General features: G+C 67.3%; 14 protein-coding genes. 7 read left to right on the forward strand and 7 right to left on the reverse strand.

The window, feature by feature from the left end; genetic code table 11:
- Nucleotides 1-89 precede the first annotated feature (89 nt).
- From ACWPXE_RS25090 to ACWPXE_RS25115, 6 genes are all read right to left on the reverse strand, one after another.
- On the reverse strand, nucleotides 90-764 hold the full coding sequence (locus tag ACWPXE_RS25090; protein ID WP_454020014.1) for a TerC family protein: 675 nt from the start codon (nucleotides 762-764) through the stop codon (nucleotides 90-92).
- Nucleotides 765-1,054: 290 nt separating this feature from the next.
- Nucleotides 1,055-3,433 (reverse strand): glycoside hydrolase family 31 protein, encoded by a 2,379-nt coding sequence (locus ACWPXE_RS25095; protein ID WP_454020015.1) that lies wholly within the window; start codon nucleotides 3,431-3,433, stop codon nucleotides 1,055-1,057.
- An 80-nt stretch (nucleotides 3,434-3,513) separates the two neighbouring features.
- On the reverse strand, nucleotides 3,514-4,815 hold the full coding sequence (locus ACWPXE_RS25100; protein WP_237906947.1) for a TRAP transporter large permease: 1,302 nt from the start codon (nucleotides 4,813-4,815) through the stop codon (nucleotides 3,514-3,516).
- 30 nt (nucleotides 4,816-4,845) lie between these two features.
- Nucleotides 4,846-5,355, reverse strand: coding sequence for a TRAP transporter small permease (locus ACWPXE_RS25105; RefSeq protein ID WP_454020016.1), 510 nt, complete (start codon nucleotides 5,353-5,355; stop codon nucleotides 4,846-4,848).
- A gap of 46 nt (nucleotides 5,356-5,401) precedes the next feature.
- Nucleotides 5,402-6,385 carry a TRAP transporter substrate-binding protein gene (locus tag ACWPXE_RS25110; protein WP_454020017.1) on the reverse strand — a complete coding sequence of 328 codons (984 nt, stop codon included), beginning with the start codon at nucleotides 6,383-6,385 and terminating at the stop codon, nucleotides 5,402-5,404.
- Between the two features lie 14 nt (nucleotides 6,386-6,399).
- Nucleotides 6,400-8,244 carry a glycoside hydrolase family 2 protein gene (locus tag ACWPXE_RS25115; RefSeq protein ID WP_454020018.1) on the reverse strand — a complete coding sequence of 615 codons (1,845 nt, stop codon included), beginning with the start codon at nucleotides 8,242-8,244 and terminating at the stop codon, nucleotides 6,400-6,402.
- A 209-nt stretch (nucleotides 8,245-8,453) separates the two neighbouring features.
- Here ACWPXE_RS25115 and ACWPXE_RS25120 point away from each other — a divergent pair, with 209 nt between their 5' ends.
- Entirely contained in the window at nucleotides 8,454-9,536 is a 1,083-nt protein-coding gene (locus ACWPXE_RS25120) for a LacI family DNA-binding transcriptional regulator (protein ID WP_454020019.1), read from the forward strand.
- Between the two features lie 194 nt (nucleotides 9,537-9,730).
- Entirely contained in the window at nucleotides 9,731-10,033 is a 303-nt protein-coding gene (locus tag ACWPXE_RS25125) for a hypothetical protein (RefSeq protein WP_454020020.1), read from the forward strand.
- A 142-nt stretch (nucleotides 10,034-10,175) separates the two neighbouring features.
- Here the strand turns inward: ACWPXE_RS25125 and ACWPXE_RS25130 are convergent, their stop codons facing one another.
- Entirely contained in the window at nucleotides 10,176-11,036 is an 861-nt protein-coding gene (locus ACWPXE_RS25130) for a LysR family transcriptional regulator (protein WP_174437644.1), read from the reverse strand.
- Between the two features lie 266 nt (nucleotides 11,037-11,302).
- Between ACWPXE_RS25130 and ACWPXE_RS25135 the strand changes: the two genes are divergently transcribed.
- The 5 genes from ACWPXE_RS25135 (at nucleotide 11,303) to ACWPXE_RS25155 (ending at nucleotide 15,131) form a co-directional block, all read left to right on the forward strand.
- The gene (locus tag ACWPXE_RS25135; RefSeq protein WP_454020021.1) at nucleotides 11,303-11,602 is read left to right on the forward strand and encodes an EthD family reductase; all 300 of its coding nucleotides are present in this window, start codon (nucleotides 11,303-11,305) and stop codon (nucleotides 11,600-11,602) included.
- 260 nt (nucleotides 11,603-11,862) lie between these two features.
- Nucleotides 11,863-12,738, forward strand: a complete 876-nt coding sequence (locus tag ACWPXE_RS25140; protein ID WP_454020022.1) for an NAD(P)-dependent oxidoreductase — start codon at nucleotides 11,863-11,865, stop codon at nucleotides 12,736-12,738.
- 21 nt (nucleotides 12,739-12,759) lie between these two features.
- Complete coding sequence (locus ACWPXE_RS25145; RefSeq protein WP_454020023.1) at nucleotides 12,760-13,584, forward strand: oxidoreductase; 825 nt, start codon at nucleotides 12,760-12,762, stop codon at nucleotides 13,582-13,584.
- Nucleotides 13,542-14,483: an alpha/beta fold hydrolase gene (locus tag ACWPXE_RS25150; RefSeq protein WP_454020024.1), complete on the forward strand. Its 942-nt coding sequence runs from the start codon at nucleotides 13,542-13,544 to the stop codon at nucleotides 14,481-14,483. Before ACWPXE_RS25145 ends, ACWPXE_RS25150 begins: the two co-directional genes overlap by 43 nt.
- Nucleotides 14,484-14,600: 117 nt before the next feature.
- A complete protein-coding gene (locus ACWPXE_RS25155) occupies nucleotides 14,601-15,131 on the forward strand; it encodes a VOC family protein (RefSeq protein WP_454020025.1) in 531 nt (176 codons plus the stop codon).
- The last annotated feature ends 7 nt before the right edge of the window (nucleotides 15,132-15,138 follow it).

Here is a 15,138-nt window from a genome sequence, read left to right on the forward strand (position 1 = left end):
ACAGTCCCCTGAAACGAATGAGGGCGCCCGGCACCGTCATGGTGCGGGCGCCCCCGGTCAACGACCCCGACCGTGATCGGCGGTCAGCCTCACGCCATGTGGCGGAGGACTTCGTTGCTGCCGCGCCAGATCATGTCGAGCGCCACGTAGGAGATGATGGCGAGGCCGACCCAGCCGATCCAGCGGTGCTTGTGCAGCACATGCGCGATCATGTTGGCGGCGGCGCCCATCAGAACGACCGACAGGACCAGACCGATGACCAGGATGGTCGGGTGTTCCTTGGCGGCGCCGGCCACCGCCAGCACGTTGTCGAGCGACATCGACACGTCCGCCACCACGATCTGCCAGATCGCCGCGCCGAAGGTGGTCGCACCGGCTGCCGCGACGGCGGCGTTGCCCGCCATACCGGCGGTGACGGTGACCGAGGAGGGGTCGGGCGCGTCCATCGCCTCGTCGGGGGCGATCTCGTCCGCGCCGTGGCTGCGCAGCTCACGGTACATCTTCCAGCACACCCACAGCAGCAGGACGCCGCCCGCCAGGGTCAGGCCGATGATGGCGAGGAGCTGCGTGGTGATGAGGGCGAAGAACACGCGCAGCCCCATGGCGGCGGCGATTCCCCAGAAGATGACCTTGCGGCGCTGGGCCAGCGGCACCGCCGCGGCGGCCATGCCGACCACGATGGCGTTGTCGCCGGCCAGAACAAGGTCGATGGCGATGACTTGGAGCAGCGCGGCGAGCGCGTCGGCTGTGAACAGATCGGTCATGCGGTGCCTTCCTCTTACATAGGGCAAGAGAGCAGCACCCACGGGCGGGACCAGGCACAGGGCAGAAACGCTGCCGGCAGGGGCGGGCGGGTGGGGCCACTCTGAATGTCTCCAGTCCGACATCACAGTTCAGGGAACTGTCAGAGGGGCCCGGCCTGGTAAGCCGGTCTTTATACCAACACTTCCGACACCACAACGTCGGTTTCGCCGGGGCGGCCATGCGATCGTGTGTGGGGTGAGGACGGCACGCCCATGGACGTGGGCGTGCCGTTTCGCTCAAAGCGGCCCTATCAAAGAGGCAGGGTGCCGACCGGCGTGCCGTCCGCCGTCTCGATGGACAGGGAGGTCCAGCGCGGCGCGCGGCCGCCACTGCGGCTCACCGACAGGGCGGCCGCGTCGGTGCCGGCAATGGTCAGCAGGCAGATGGTCTCGTCGCGGCACACGCTCTCCCCGTCGTCGTCGAACAGGGTCAGCGGGGCGTAGCCCTCCGGTCCGGGGAAGCAGCGCACCGTCAGCGGACCCTCGGCCCAGGAGGGGGCGGGGCCGAGCGGCAGCAGCGTGCCGGCCCGGACGAAGGCTGGGGCCACGCCCGGCGGCGCCGCCACGGTGACGCGCCCGCCACCGTCGTAACGCCGCCCGTCGCGCAGGTCGTACCAGCCGCCGGGCACCGCCGGCAGCCAGACCTCCAGCTCCGTCCGGCCGGGGTCGAGGACCGGGGCGACCAGCAGCCGGTCGCCGACCATGGTGCTGTCCTCCTCCCCGTAGGCGGCGGGCTGGTCGGGGAAATCGTAGAACAGCGGCCGCATCACCGGCGCATGGTCGCGGTGCGCCCGCCACAGCAGCGTGTAGAGCAGCGGCACCAGCCGCTCCCGCCAATCCAGCGCGGCCTTCACCCGGGGCAGCAGCTCCGGATAGGTCCAGGGCTCGGTAACGCTGCCGTCGTCGTTCCAGGAATGGATGGTGAAGCGCGGCCACCACACCGCCTGCTCAATCCAGCGCATCAGCAGTTCCGGCTCCGGCCGGGGACCGGCGAAGCCGCCCACGTCGTGGCCGTAGTCGAACAGGCCCGACAGGCTGAAGCCGTGCCCCATGCGCAGGTTCCAGCGCAGCGTCTTCCAGCTCGTCCGGTTGTCGCCCGACCAGGTCTGCACATAGCGCTGGAGGCCCGGCCCGCCGGAGCGCGAGATCAGGTAGGGGCGCTTGTCCGGCGCGTGCGCCACCTGGGCCAGATGCGAGGCGCGGATCATCAGATGGGTCTGCACCGGGCGCAGCGTCGCCATCGTGCCGCCATGGCCGTTGACGTCGCAGACCGCCGCGTCGTCCCAGATCTCGAACTCGTTGTTGTCGTTCCAGGTCGAGCCGATGCCGCGCTCCAACAACTCCTTCGTGACGTTGGCCATCCACCAGCGGGTGGTCGCCGGGTTGGTGAAGTCGAGATAAGCGCCGTCGCCGCCCCAGAACTGGGTGATCTGCGGGCTGTCCGGGGCGTCGCTGTCGCGCACGAAGCCGCCGAAGCCCTGGACCTCGGCGAATTTCGGATGGTCGTTGAGCAGCGCCGGCTTGATGTTGGCGACGAGATGGACGCCGGCCTCGGCGAACTTGGCGGTGACCGCCTCCGGCTCGGGGAACTTGTCGCGGTTCCAGTGGAAGACGTAGCGCTTGTCGCCGATCATCGTGTAGCCGGACGACATCTGGAACGAGCCGCAGGGCAGGCCGTGCTCCTTCAGCGCGTCGAGGAAGCCGAGCAGCCGCACCCCGGCGTCCGGCGCGTCGGTGTACTGCATGGTCGAGCCGGAATAGCTGATCGCCCAGCGCGGCCGGAAGGAGGTGCGGCCGGTCAGGGCGGTGAAGTTCGCCACGACCTGCGGAACGCTCGGGCCGAACAGGACGTAGCAGTCGAGATCGCCGTCCGACGCCTCGAACCGGATGAAGTCGCCGTGGTAGGCGTCGATGGTCTGACCGAGGTCGAAGAGGCCGCGCGACAGGTTGTCGTAGAAGACGCCGACCGCCGCCCCGCCGCGCTCCGGCCGCACGCTGAGGCAGAAGGGGATGTGTTTGTAGAGCGGGTCGCTCGTCTCGGCGTCGTAGCCGAGCGCGTCGGTCGTCCCCATGGCGAGGCGCCGTCCGCGCTTGTCGGTGCCGCCGCTCTTGTCGCCGAAGCCGTGGTAGCGCTCCCCGGCGTGGCTGACCAGATGGTGGGCGAAGCGGGGCGAACGGTCGTCGAACAGGTAGGGCTGGGTCGGCCGGTCGGCCAGGACGAGGCGCCAGCCGTCGCCCTCTGCCGCCGGCTCGTACCAGCGCAGCGCCAGGGGCGCGCGCTGGACCACGACGCGCCAGCCGGGGGTGGTGACGGTAACGCTGTCGGCGCCTTCCTCGACCGCCGCCGGCGTGCCGGGGAAGCCGGTCAGGTCGCGGCGGTCGCGCCCGTCGATGGGGTCGGCCAGCGCGGGGTCGGTCTCGCCCGACAGCTCGGGCGCCAGCGACCAGGTGCGCGGCGTGCGCAGCCCGTTCGGCCGCTCGATGAGGACGCGCGCCAGCGCGGGCCCAAGCGGGAACAGGGTCAGGCGATAGCCGCGGTCGAGGTCGAAGGCGATCCCCTGGGGGCCGGCTTGCGTCCCGTCGCGGGATGGGGCAGGCGCTGCGAGGGAGGCGCCGGTCAGCGTGCGCATGGCGCGTGAACTCCTGAAGTCATGAGACCTGAGGTTTGCGGGGGCCGGTTCCTGGGGGCAGGGCCCGGCTTGCGTCCCGCTTACTTGATGAGGCCGAACAGGCTGGGCAGCCAGAGCGACAGGCCAGGGACGTAGGTGACCACCAGCAGCGCCGCGGTGCTCCAGGCGAAGAGGGGGATCAGCGGCCGGATCACCTGCTCGATCGACACGCGCGCCACGGCGCAGCCGATGAACAGGGCGCTGCCGGTCGGCGGCGAGACGATGCCGAGCGACAGGTTGAACACCAGGATCACCCCGAAATGCACCGGGTCCACCCCCAGTTCCACCAGCACCGGCAGGAAGATCGGCGTGAAGATCAGGATGCCCGGCGTGATGTCCAGGAAGGTGCCCATCAGCAGCAGCACGATGTTGACCAGCAGCAGCGCGATGATCCAGTTGCCGGACACCGACTGCACCCAGTCGCCGATGATCTGCGGGATCTCGGCCAGCGACATCACGTAGGCCATCGCCATGGAGGTGCCAACCATCAGCGCCACCACCGCCGTCGCGACGATGGTGTCCACCAGGATCTGCATGATGTCGTCCATCGACAGCTCCCGGTAGGCGAGCGCCAGGGCGAGCGCGTAGACGACGGCGATGGCCGATCCCTCCGTCGCGGTGAAGACGCCGCCGACGATGCCGCCGATCACCACGATGATCAGCCCCAGGCTGGGCAGGGCGGACAGCAGCGCGCGCGAGGACTGGGACAGGGTGGGGGAAGGCAGGCGGGCGTAGCCGCGCTTCTTCGCCATGATCCAGGCCGGGATCATCACGGACAGGCCGAGCAGGATGCCCGGCAGGTAGCCGGCGACGAACAGCGCCGCGATGGAGGTGCCGCCCGACACCAGCGAATAGACGATGAAGGCGCCCGACGGCGGGATCAGCAGACCGGTGATGCAGGAGGAGATGTTGACCGCCGCGGTGTAGCTGCGGTCGTAGCCGGCCTTGTCCATCGACGGCTGCATGGTGCCGCCGATGGCCGAGGCGGCGGCCACCGCCGACCCCGACACGCAGCCGAACATCATGTTGGCGAGGATGGTGATCTGCGCCAGCGGTCCGGGCATCCAGCCGACGAAGACCTTGGCGCAGTCAATCAGGCGGCGGGCGATGCCGCCCCGGTTCATGATCGAGCCGGCCATGAAGAAAAAGGGGATCGCCAGCAGCGCGAAGCTGTCCAGGCCGGTGGCGATGCGCTGCGCCGTCACCGAGATCGCCGGCAGCGGCGGCATGATGGTCAGCAGCGCCGTGATCGAGGCGAGCCCGGTCGCGTAGGAGATGGGCACGCCGAAGGCCAGAAGGGCGACGAAGGCGGCGCTGAGGACGAGGGCGGGGGAGAAGTCCATGGCTGCGTTTCCGCGACGGAAGGGGGGGCGTCAGTCGAGCGAGACGGCGTGGCTGGTCACGCCCGGCCCTTCGCGCAGGCTCTCCATCAGGGCGATGACCATATAGATCAGGGTCAGCACGCCGGAGAGCGGGATCACGGCGTAGACCACCCACATCGGCAGCTGGAGCGCCGGCGTGACCTGGCCGAGCGTGCGCGCCTTGTCCACCAGCAGCCAGCCGCCGCCGCACAGGATCGTCACCGTGAACAGCGCGACCAGCGCCGCGATGGCGATCTCGACGCCGCACCGCGGCCGGGCCGGCAGAAGATCCACCAGCCCGGTGATGGCGATGTGCCCGCGCTTGCCCAGCACATAGGCCGAGCCGAGCAGGCTGACCCAGATGAAGGCGAAGCGGGCGATCTCGTCCGTCGCCGACGTCGAGACGTTGAGCGCATAGCGGGCGACGACCTGCCACACCACGCAGCCCAGCATGGCGACCGTCAGCGGGATCGTGATGGCGAGCACGACGCGGTCGAGCGTGCGGTGGATGGTGGCCAGCATGGAGGCGCTCCTCTGTTTCGACGCGGCGAGCGGGCGGGGCGGGGGCTTACTTGACCGCCTGGATGCGGTCGGCGAGCGTGGCCAGCGCCGGGGTGGCCTTCAGGTCGTCGTACATGGGCTGCACCACCTGACGGTAGGCGGCCTTGTCGGCGTCCACGAACTTCACGCCCATCTTCACGGCCTCGCCCTCGGCCTTCTCCAGTTCGGCCGTCCAGCGGGCGTTGTGGGCCTTGGCGCTGTCGCGGGCCGCCTGGCGCAGAAGCTCCTGCTGCTCCGGCTTCAGACGGTCCAGCGTCGCGGTGGCGACCAGCACCACATCGGGCACGCGGGTGTGCTCGTCGCGGGTGTAGACCTTCATCACCTCGCCGTGGCGGGCCAGGGTCAGAGCGGTCACGTTGTTCTCCGCCCCGTCGACGACGCCGGACTGCAGGGCCGTGTAGACCTCGCCCCAGGCCAGCGGGGTGGCGGTGGCGCCCAGCAGGTTGATCATGCGGGTGGCGATCGGGCCGGGCTGGACGCGGACCTTCAGGCCCTTCAAATCCTCCGGCTTGGCCAGCGGCTTGTTGGCGTAGAAGCTGCGCGTGCCGTTGTCGTAGTAGGCGAGGCCGACGAAGGCCTTGGCGCGGCTGGAGGTCAGGATCTCGTCGCCCACCGCGCCGTCGACCACCTTGAAGAAATGGTCGCTGTCGCGGAACAGGAAGGGCATGTCGTAGACGCCGAAGCTCGCTTCGAAGGCCGCGAGCGGCGAGGCGTTGGCGTGCACGAGGTCGAGCGCGCCGTTCTGCATCTGCTCGATCAGTTCGCGCTGCTGGCCGAGCTGGCCGGCGGGAAACACCTTGATGTCCAGATCGCCCTTGCTGCGCTCGCGCACCAGCTTGGCGAACTCGTCCAGCGAGACGTCCACCGGGTGGCCCTTGGCCAGCCCGTGGCCCAGGCGCAGCGTGGTCTTGGCGGCGGCCGGCCCGGCGAGGGTGAGGCCCAGAACGGCAGCGGCGAGAAGGGCGGCGTGACGACGGTTCAACGCGAACATGACGGTTCCTCCGATTATCGTGATTTGGCTGTATCGGTGTGCGGCGATGCGGGCGCCTCGGCGTCGGCCATCGCCCGGTAATGGTCCGCAAGGACGGCGAAGGCGCGCTTGCGGGTGGTCTTGTCCTCGGCGATCAGCCCCTTGCGGTTCCAGCCGCGCTGGAAGGCGGTCTGCCGCCGCTCGGTGCGGAAGTCGTAGAGGACCCAGGGCGTCATCCCGCGCACGTAGGGGGCGGTGGCGAGGATGGCGAGCTGCTCGCGGTAGACCGCCTCCTGGCAGTCTTCGGTGAAGAGCTCGCGCGGGCCGCCGCGCAAGCCCACCACCGCGTCGGCGCCGAACTCGGAGATGATCACCGGCTTTCCGGGGGCGGAGTTGGCGAGCAGCCGGCGCAGCCCGTCGAAGGAGGGCTCGTACCAGCCGAAATATTCGTTGAGGCCGATCACGTCGAGATGGTCGGCCAGCCGGTCGGCGATGGCGAAGCGCTCGCGGTCGATCAGGCAGGCCGCAGTCACCAGCCGCGTCGGGTCCAGCTGGCGGGCCAGTGCGGCCAGCCGCGCCATGAAGGACAGGCGGGCGTCGGTGTCGGCGTTCTCGTTGCCGACGCCCCACAGGATCGTGCTGGCCCGGTTGCGGTCGCGGGCGATCAGCTCGGCAAGCTGGTTCGCGGCGTCCTCGTAGGTGTCAGGGTTGGCGAAGTCGATGGCCCAGTAGACGGGAATCTCCGACCACAGCATCAGCCCGACCTCGTCGGCGATGGCCGCCGCCCGCGGGTCGTGCGGGTAATGGGCGAGGCGGAGGAAATTGCAGCCCAGCGCCTTGGCGTCGGCAAACCGGCGGCGGATGTCCGCCTCGTCGCTGGTCTTGCCGAGCGACAGGTCGTCCTCATGGACGGAAACACCGCGCAGAGTGATGTCGCGCCCGTTGAGAAGGATGCGCTCGCCCGCCACGGCGATGTCGCGGAAGCCGACGCGATCCGACACGGAGTCGGCGCCGAAGCGCAGGGTGACGCCGTAGAGGCGCGGCGAGTCCGGCGACCACAGCTCCGGGGCGAGGTCGAACTCCACCCGTCCTCGTCCGGCGATGACGGGAAGAGGGGAGGGCGGCAGCAGCCCGTCGATGGCGACGGTCGCCGTTCCGTCCACCGGGTCGGACAGGGTGACGTCCACGGCGACTCGGCGGAAGCCACTGCCCGGCACCAGTGCCACGCCGAAGTCCCGGATGAACAGCGCGGGCAGCCGCAGCAGCGTGACGGAGCGGTAGAGGCCGCCGTAGTTGAACCAGTCCGTGTGGCGCATCGGCACCCGGTCGGTCCGGCGCGCGTTGTCGACCTGGATCTGGAGGCGGTTCGGGCCGGGGCGCAGATGCCCGGTCAGCTCGACGCAGAAGGGCGTCGAGGCGCCGCGGTGCGCGCCCAGGAACTGGCCGTTCAGGAAGACGCGCGCCTCGTAAGCGGCGGCGCCGATGTGCAGGACAGTGCGCTCCCCGGCCTCGCCGGGTGTGAGGTCCAGCGTCCGCGTGTACCAGGCGCCACCCTCGTAATGCCGCCACTCCGGGTGCAGCATGTTCCAGCAGGCGGGAACCGGGGCGGTCTGCCACGCGCCGTCGTCGTAATCGCGCGGGGCGGTCCATTCCGAGGCCGGCACCGGCTCGTCGGCGTACCATGTCTGGCGCAGCCCCTCGTCATGAGGGTCGATGGCGAAGCGCCAGTCGCCATCCAGCGACTCGACGGAGCGCCCGGCGACGGTCACCAGGGCCGCGGAGCCCACCCGCCCACGGGTGAAGACGTCGGCGTAAGCTTCGTCATGCAGATGGTCGTAAGGGTCAACGACCGTGGCGCGGTCGGCGCCTTCGGCTGTCATGAGCGTCCTCTCCCTCGTCTTTCTTTCCGCGCCCGCATTGTTGAAGGGGCGAGGTTGGGCAATTCGTCCGTCCGCCGGCATCGTTACCGATATCACGACCGAGGGAAATCGATTACCCTTGCCGAAACAATAGGCGCGCGTGCATTTCTACGCAACCGGTTTTCACGCCGGCGCCGACCGCCAACCCTCTTGCGCAAACCGAGGTGCCGATGCCCCCGCCATCCGACCGCAACCGCGCGACGCGCACGGGGCGTGCGTCGCCCGCCCCGTCGCTCGCCCAGGTGGCGGCCCGCGCCGGGGTGTCGGTCGCCACCGCCTCGCGCGTCATCAACGGCGTCGCCAACAAGGCGACGGAGGAGACCGCGGAGCGGGTGAGGGCGGCGATCCGCGAGCTGGGCTACCGGCCGGGCAGCGTCGGGCGGGCGCTGCGCCGCCGGGAGAGCCGCATCGTCGGCGTCCTGGCCGCGAATCTCGCCAACCCCTCCATGGCCGCCATCGCCTCGTCCATCGAATGGTCGCTGCGCGGGGAGGGGCTGGTGATGTCGCTGTGCGACACGCACGAGCGCGCCGACGTGCAGGACGAGTACATCCGCGAAATGCGCGCCCAGCTCGTCCGCGCGATGATTCTGGTGGGTGCGGTGGACAGCCCGGCGCTGGACGAGGCGCGGGCTGCCGGCGACACGCTGGTCTTCGTGAACCGCCCGGACCCCGGCGACCCGTCCTCGCCCTATGTCGGGCTCGACAACGCCGGTGCCGGGGCGGAGATCGCCGAGCGGCTGCTGGACCGCGGCGTGCGCCGCATCGGCGTCCTCCACGCCTCGCTGGACCGCACCGCCGGTCACTGGCGCCTGCTCGGGCTGTTCGACCGGCTGGCCCAGGCGGGAGTGGACACGGCGACCATTCCCTGCGCCACCGGGCCGGGGCTGGATCACATCGTGGCCGGCTACCACGCCATGGGAACGATGCTTGAGCGGCCGGACCGCCCGCCGGTGATCGTCTGCCTGAGTGATCTGCTGGCCTATGGCGCTTTCCGCCGCGCGCGGGAGGCTGGGCTGGAGGTGCCGGGCGACGTGGCCTTCTTCGGGTTCGACGACAACCCGATCAACCCCTGGATCGCCGACTGGCTGAACTCGGTCCGTGTGCCGTCCGACCATTTCGGTCCGGCCATCGTGGGCATGCTGCACCGGCTCTGGGACGGGGAGGAGCGGCCGGCTCCGTTGCTCCTGACCCACCAGCTGACCATCCGCAACCGCCGCCTGCCGGGTGAGACGGCACCGGTCTCGGGGAGTTGATCCGCACGCCGAGCCCCGCAAGCCGGGGAGCTGTTGCACTGATGCCAAGCTTGCGCTTTGATACGGTGTTTGGTTTTCATTGGCACATAAATCCCATAAGATAGCTTATGGAAAGTATCGTGATCTTGATGCGCGTTTGAGGCACGTCGCTGACAGGCTTACCCTGGGTCTGTCAACGACGCAGCGGCTTCGCCATGTTCCTCCAGCGCGTCGTCATGCCATCGGGTTCGGTCAATCAGACGGCCTTTGACGACACCGGCGCCGTGGTGTCCGAGTTCCGCCTGGGCAACCATCTGAAGACTCTGGACAAGTGCTTCGCCAACCTGACCGCGCCGGAATTCGATCGCTTTCTCGCAGCCATCGAGCCGAAGATCGTGCCGCTGCATGGTCAAAGGTGCGCAACTTCCTACGCCCGGCAACCCGGCGCAACCAGCCCGTCTCTGCGGCGCAGCGACGGGCGATCCATGTCCAAAGAGTCTCTGCTCTGCGCGATATGATCGGCCTCGCGTGGTTCACGGCGCCCGCCGCCAGACTTTCGGCATCGTCGACTCAGGTATGGCGCGACACCTGACGGAACCGAGACGACTGCAGCGATCTTGGAGTTTCTCGGGCAACCTTGAATCATCTCCGGGCCGCACGTCATGCGGTCGCATTCACGAGATGGCCCGATACGGTCGAGATGAACGCACGAAGACGCTGAAGACGCCGTAGGTCCCGGTGATATCCCATCCAGATGTCTCGCGCCGGCGGCGGTGTCGGCAGGTCCAGTCTGCGAATACCCGGGATCTGATTGCCGACCACGCGGGGCAGGACGGCGATTCCGACGCCTTGCCTGCACATGCGCCCCTGGACGTTCCGGTTGTTCGATCGCAGGACCGGCCTCGCGTTGGGGAAACTCTCGATGAGCCACGCGATGTCGGGGAAATGGCCGGTGGACGTGTCGTGGGTGATCAGCCGGAAACCGGTCCCATCGCCATATTTCGGCTCCTGCGCCTCTTCCGCGATGTAAACGCCGTACTCAAGGCGGAAGAGCCGTCGCTGAACAACGTCAGCGGTGTCGAACGGAACGATACGGAAAGCGACGTCGGCCTCCCGCTGGGCGAGATTGAACAGGCGCGTGCCGGTCAGGATCTCGACGTCGACATTGGGGTAGGCTTTCGAGAAATCCGCCAGGATGGGAGGCAAGACATAGGCCCCGAACCAGTCCGCGGATGAAATGCGCAGACTGCCTTTGAGGTTCTGCTCCTGCCCCGCAAGCCGGCGCTCCATCGCCAGCGCGCTTTCCTCCATCTGCTCCGCCAGCGCGATGATCCCGTGGCCCTCTTCGGTCAGAACAAGACCGTCCGCGGTGCGCTGGAAGAGCGTGTGACCGATCGCCTGCTCAAGTGCGCGGAGGCGCCGGCCGACGGTCGGATGGCTTGTCTGAAGAGAACGCGCGGCAGCGCCGAGCGTGCCGGATCGCGCAATCGCAAGAAAGACTCTGACGTCACTCCATTCCATCACAACCACCCACACAAAACTGAACGCCGAGAGTACAGTTATGTCACTTATCGAACAAATCTAAATGCCTAGATTGCCATCATCGTCTGGAGATGCGTCCTTCTGCGGATTCGCCAGACCCATGCGGGCCGCCGCTTGGGTGAAGGAATCGTGACCCTGGCTGCGGGGTCCAAGGAAAGCTCGTCCGGACGTAACCGAGAGGAATTTCCTGAGGGGTCGCGGAACGCGGCGGCCCGCCTCGATACTCGCAAATGAGGACCTCGACGATGATCACGATGCTGGTGACCTATGCGGGCGATGAGGAAACACCGTTCGACCGCGACCATTGGATCAACGTGCACTTCCCGCTCGTGCGGGAAAGCTGGGGACGTTATGGACTGGTAAGCGCCGGTGGGTTCTTCCCGCAAGGTGATGGTGCCGGGCTAACCGCGGTCGGGGTCGTCAACTTCCGCGACGAGGCCGCCATGGAAGCGGCGCTCAATTCGCCGGAGACCGCCCAGGTCATGGCTGACGTCAACATCGTCACTGTCGTCAAACCGCAGCGCAGCATCGTGAAGCCTCTCTGAGCGGCACGGCGGTGCCTGTCAATTGCCGGGGCCGCTGATCCCTCCAGTCTGCGCCCCGGCGCGTCGCCGCGATCGGCGGTGCCCTCTGTGCGCTCAGCGGGGCGTGCGCCGATGCTGGCCAACTTGCTCACGTCTTCATTGTGGCTCTCCTCTGCATCGCCACCCGCCAACTCGTCGGCGCAGGTCTCGGCCTCACGATCGCCTGGCAGCCTGCGTCCGATCCCGCGCACAGCTCTCATCTGAACAACAGGAGATAGAACATGCAGATCGGGTTTGTCGGTCTCGGCAATATGGGCTCGGCAATGGCCCTGAACCTCGTGAAGGCAGGCCATGACGTGCGGGGCTGGAACCGTAGCAAGGTCGCTCAGGACAGCGTTCCCGGGGTAACGCTGGTCAAGCGCGCGGCGGATGCATTCCAAGCTGACGCAGTCTTCACGATGCTATCCGACGACCCTGCCATTCGGGAGGTGATCCTCGATGCCGGCCTTCTGGCAAGCGCGCAACCAGGGCTGACCCATGTTGTCACATCGACGATTTCGGTCGCCTTCGCGCGGGAACTGGAGCTGCTGCACGAAGAGGCAGGCCTTGGCTATGTGTCCGCACCGGTCCTCGGGCGACCGAACGTAGCGGCGAGTGGCCAGCTTAACATCCTGGCGGCCGGGAAGGCCGATGCCGTTGCCGCGGTCGAACCGCTGCTCGCTTCACTCAGCAAAAAGGTCTGGAGGTTGGGGCAGAACCCCGCTCGGGCGAATACGGCGAAGCTCGCCTGCAATATGATGATCGCCATGGCTATCGAGGCGATGGCTGAGGGTGTCGTGCTGACCGAGAGCGTCGGCCTCGACCGTGCGGATTTCTTTGAACTCATCCTAGGCACCCTTTTCTCGGGTCGCGCCTACGAGAGCTACAGCGCGCAGATCACGGAACGGTCATTCGAGCCGGGTTTCAAAGCCGAGCTCGCGCTCAAGGACATGCGTCTCGCGACTGAGGCCAGCAACGAGATCGGACGCACGCTCCCGATGCTCGATGCTGTCCGCGAGGGGCTCGGCAAAGCTGTCTCGGCGGGCTTCGGAAACAAGGATTGGTCGATCATGGCCGACATGACGGTTCGCGGCGGCGACAGCTTGGCTGTCGTCTGAAGCCAACTCGGAGAAGAAACAATGAAGACTTGGCTCATCACCGGCTGCTCGAGTGGCTTCGGACAGCGCCTCGCGCTCGCCGCGGCACAACGCGGCGATCAGATCATCGCGACGGCCCGCGATGTCGAAACAATCGAAGACATGGCCGAGCCTTTCGGCGGCCGCATGATCACCTTGCCGCTGGACGTGACGGATGTGGCGGCCGCCAAGGCAGCGGTCGCAAAGGCGGTCGAGACATTCGGCGGGTTTGACGTGCTCGTGAACAACGCCGGCTACGGACTGTTCGGCGCGATCGAGGAAGGCACACCCGAAGACTATCGGCCGATGTTTGAGGTGAACGTCTTCGGTCTGATCGAAACCACCAGAGCCGCCCTGCCCGTCCTGCGACATTCGGGCGGAACGATCGTCAACATGTCGTCCGGCGCCGGCATCGCGGGCAGCGGCGGCGGAGGTTATTACAACGCCGCCAAGTTCGCCGTGGAAGGGATTTCCGAAGCGCTCGCCAGCGAGCTGAAGCCCTTCGGCATCCGCGTGCTGATTGTCGAGCCTGGGCCGTTTCGCACCGATTTCCTTGGCCGTTCGATCAGGATGGCGGCCAACGAGATGCCGGAATACGCCGCGAGCTCGCGCAAGCACTATCGCGAAACCAACAACGGCAATCAGGCGGGCGATCCCGACAAGGCGATCACGGTGATCCTGCAGGCAGTCGACGCCGATGACGCCCCGCTTCATTTGCCACTCGGCCCCATCGCGCACGCGATCGCCGAACGAAAGCTGGCTGCGTTCCGCAGCGATATCGACGCTTGGCGCGACATTTCGATCGCCACCGATTTCGATCAGCACTGAGCGCTGGCCGCGAACTTTGTTTAAACGTCAACATCGACTGGAAAGCGATCATGATCGCAACTTTGAAGGGGTTCACCCAGCAGCTGGTGCCGGTGAATGGCATCAAGATCAACGCTGTCATGGGAGGCTCAGGCCCGCCGATCCTTCTGCTTCACGGCTGGCCGGAAACATGGTGGGAATGGCACAATGTGATGCCGCTGCTGGCCGAGCATGTCAGCGTGGTGGCCATCGATCTGCGCGGCGCGGGCTTTTCCGACTGCCCGCTCGACGGCTATGACAAGGCAACGATGGCGCGCGACGCGCACGAGGTCATGATTGCCCTTGGGCATGAACGCTACGCCGTGTGCGGACATGACATCGGCGGAATGGTCGCCTTGCCGCAGGCCGCCATCTACCGGGAGGCTGTCACCCACTTGGCCGTCCTCGACGTTCCGCTTCCCGGCTGGACCGGATGGGAGGCTACGACCGCAGGGCTCTGGCACTTCAGCTTCCATATGAACCGGGATCTACCCGAGCGCCTGATCCATGGCCGTGAATATGACTATGTTTCGACCTTCATGGCAGAGCGTTTCTACGATCACAGCACCTTCAATCCGGCGGACATCGAGATCTACGCGAAGGCGATGGCTCTTCCTGGCCGCACGCGCGGCGGCATGGAATGGTATCGCACCCTCGCCGCCGATCACGCGGCGGCTCTTGAGTACAAGAAGCACCCGCTCGGGATACCGGTGCTCGGTCTGGGTGGGGACCAGCGGTTCGGTGCGCAGATGGTGCCGATGCTCAAAGAGTTTGCCAGGAACGTGACAGGTGGCTCGATCGCGCGGTGCAGCCACTATGTCGCGGATGAGCGGCCCAATGAAGTCGCGGCCGCCCTGATCGATTTCCTCAAGGCCAACTGAAACTAAGACCAGCTGAAACTCTGCGCCCGCGCCGTCGCGGGCTGGGCGGATCGCGACGCTGCGGGCGAATTGCACCCGAAGCGGTCGCGATGGATCGACAAAATCAAGGAGACTGTCATGACCGCATCCCTCATTCGCGGCGTCAATCATATCGGCATTACGGTGCCCGACATTGAAGCGGCAAAATCGTTCCTGGCGGAAGCCTTTGGCGGCCAGGTGATCTACCAATCCTTCGGACCGCAGGATCCACCGCGGCAGGGACCCGAATTCGAGCGGGCCGTCGGCGCTTTCCCCGGAACGGTCGTGCGTGCGCAGGCGATGGTCAAGATCGGAACCGGACCCGATATCGAGCTCTTCGAAATGCACGGCCCCGAGCAAGCCCAGCCGATCCGGGCGAGCGACTTCGGCATCACGCACTTCGCTCTCTACACCGACGACATCGACGCATCGGTCGAGCGCTTCGAGAAGGCTGGAGGCACCCCCCTCACCGCGCCGCGCGCTATTCCCTATGCTACCGAGAAAGGTCCTGGAAACAAGGTCTGCTACTGCCGCATGCCCTGGGGCACGACGATGGAATTCATCACCACGCCGGACCGTATGCCCTATCATGACCGGACTGATCTGCGCAGGTGGCAGGACGAGGACTGAGCAGGGC

The organism is Azospirillum sp. Marseille-Q6669, assembly GCF_965111635.1.

Excerpts from the sequence above, each read along its gene's own strand:
- ACWPXE_RS25090 (WP_454020014.1), bottom strand. The coding sequence starts at position 764 with ATGACCGATCTGTTCACAGCCGACGCGCTCGCCGCGCTGCTCCAAGTC.
- ACWPXE_RS25095 (WP_454020015.1), bottom strand. The coding sequence starts at position 3,433 with ATGCGCACGCTGACCGGCGCCTCCCTCGCAGCGCCTGCCCCATCCCGC.
- ACWPXE_RS25100 (WP_237906947.1), bottom strand. The coding sequence starts at position 4,815 with ATGGACTTCTCCCCCGCCCTCGTCCTCAGCGCCGCCTTCGTCGCCCTT.
- ACWPXE_RS25105 (WP_454020016.1), bottom strand. The coding sequence starts at position 5,355 with ATGCTGGCCACCATCCACCGCACGCTCGACCGCGTCGTGCTCGCCATC.
- ACWPXE_RS25110 (WP_454020017.1), bottom strand. The coding sequence starts at position 6,385 with ATGTTCGCGTTGAACCGTCGTCACGCCGCCCTTCTCGCCGCTGCCGTT.
- ACWPXE_RS25115 (WP_454020018.1), bottom strand. The coding sequence starts at position 8,244 with ATGACAGCCGAAGGCGCCGACCGCGCCACGGTCGTTGACCCTTACGAC.
- ACWPXE_RS25120 (WP_454020019.1), top strand. The coding sequence starts at position 8,454 with ATGCCCCCGCCATCCGACCGCAACCGCGCGACGCGCACGGGGCGTGCG.
- ACWPXE_RS25125 (WP_454020020.1), top strand. The coding sequence starts at position 9,731 with ATGTTCCTCCAGCGCGTCGTCATGCCATCGGGTTCGGTCAATCAGACG.
- ACWPXE_RS25130 (WP_174437644.1), bottom strand. The coding sequence starts at position 11,036 with ATGGAATGGAGTGACGTCAGAGTCTTTCTTGCGATTGCGCGATCCGGC.
- ACWPXE_RS25135 (WP_454020021.1), top strand. The coding sequence starts at position 11,303 with ATGATCACGATGCTGGTGACCTATGCGGGCGATGAGGAAACACCGTTC.
- ACWPXE_RS25140 (WP_454020022.1), top strand. The coding sequence starts at position 11,863 with ATGCAGATCGGGTTTGTCGGTCTCGGCAATATGGGCTCGGCAATGGCC.
- ACWPXE_RS25145 (WP_454020023.1), top strand. The coding sequence starts at position 12,760 with ATGAAGACTTGGCTCATCACCGGCTGCTCGAGTGGCTTCGGACAGCGC.
- ACWPXE_RS25155 (WP_454020025.1), top strand. The coding sequence starts at position 14,601 with ATGACCGCATCCCTCATTCGCGGCGTCAATCATATCGGCATTACGGTG.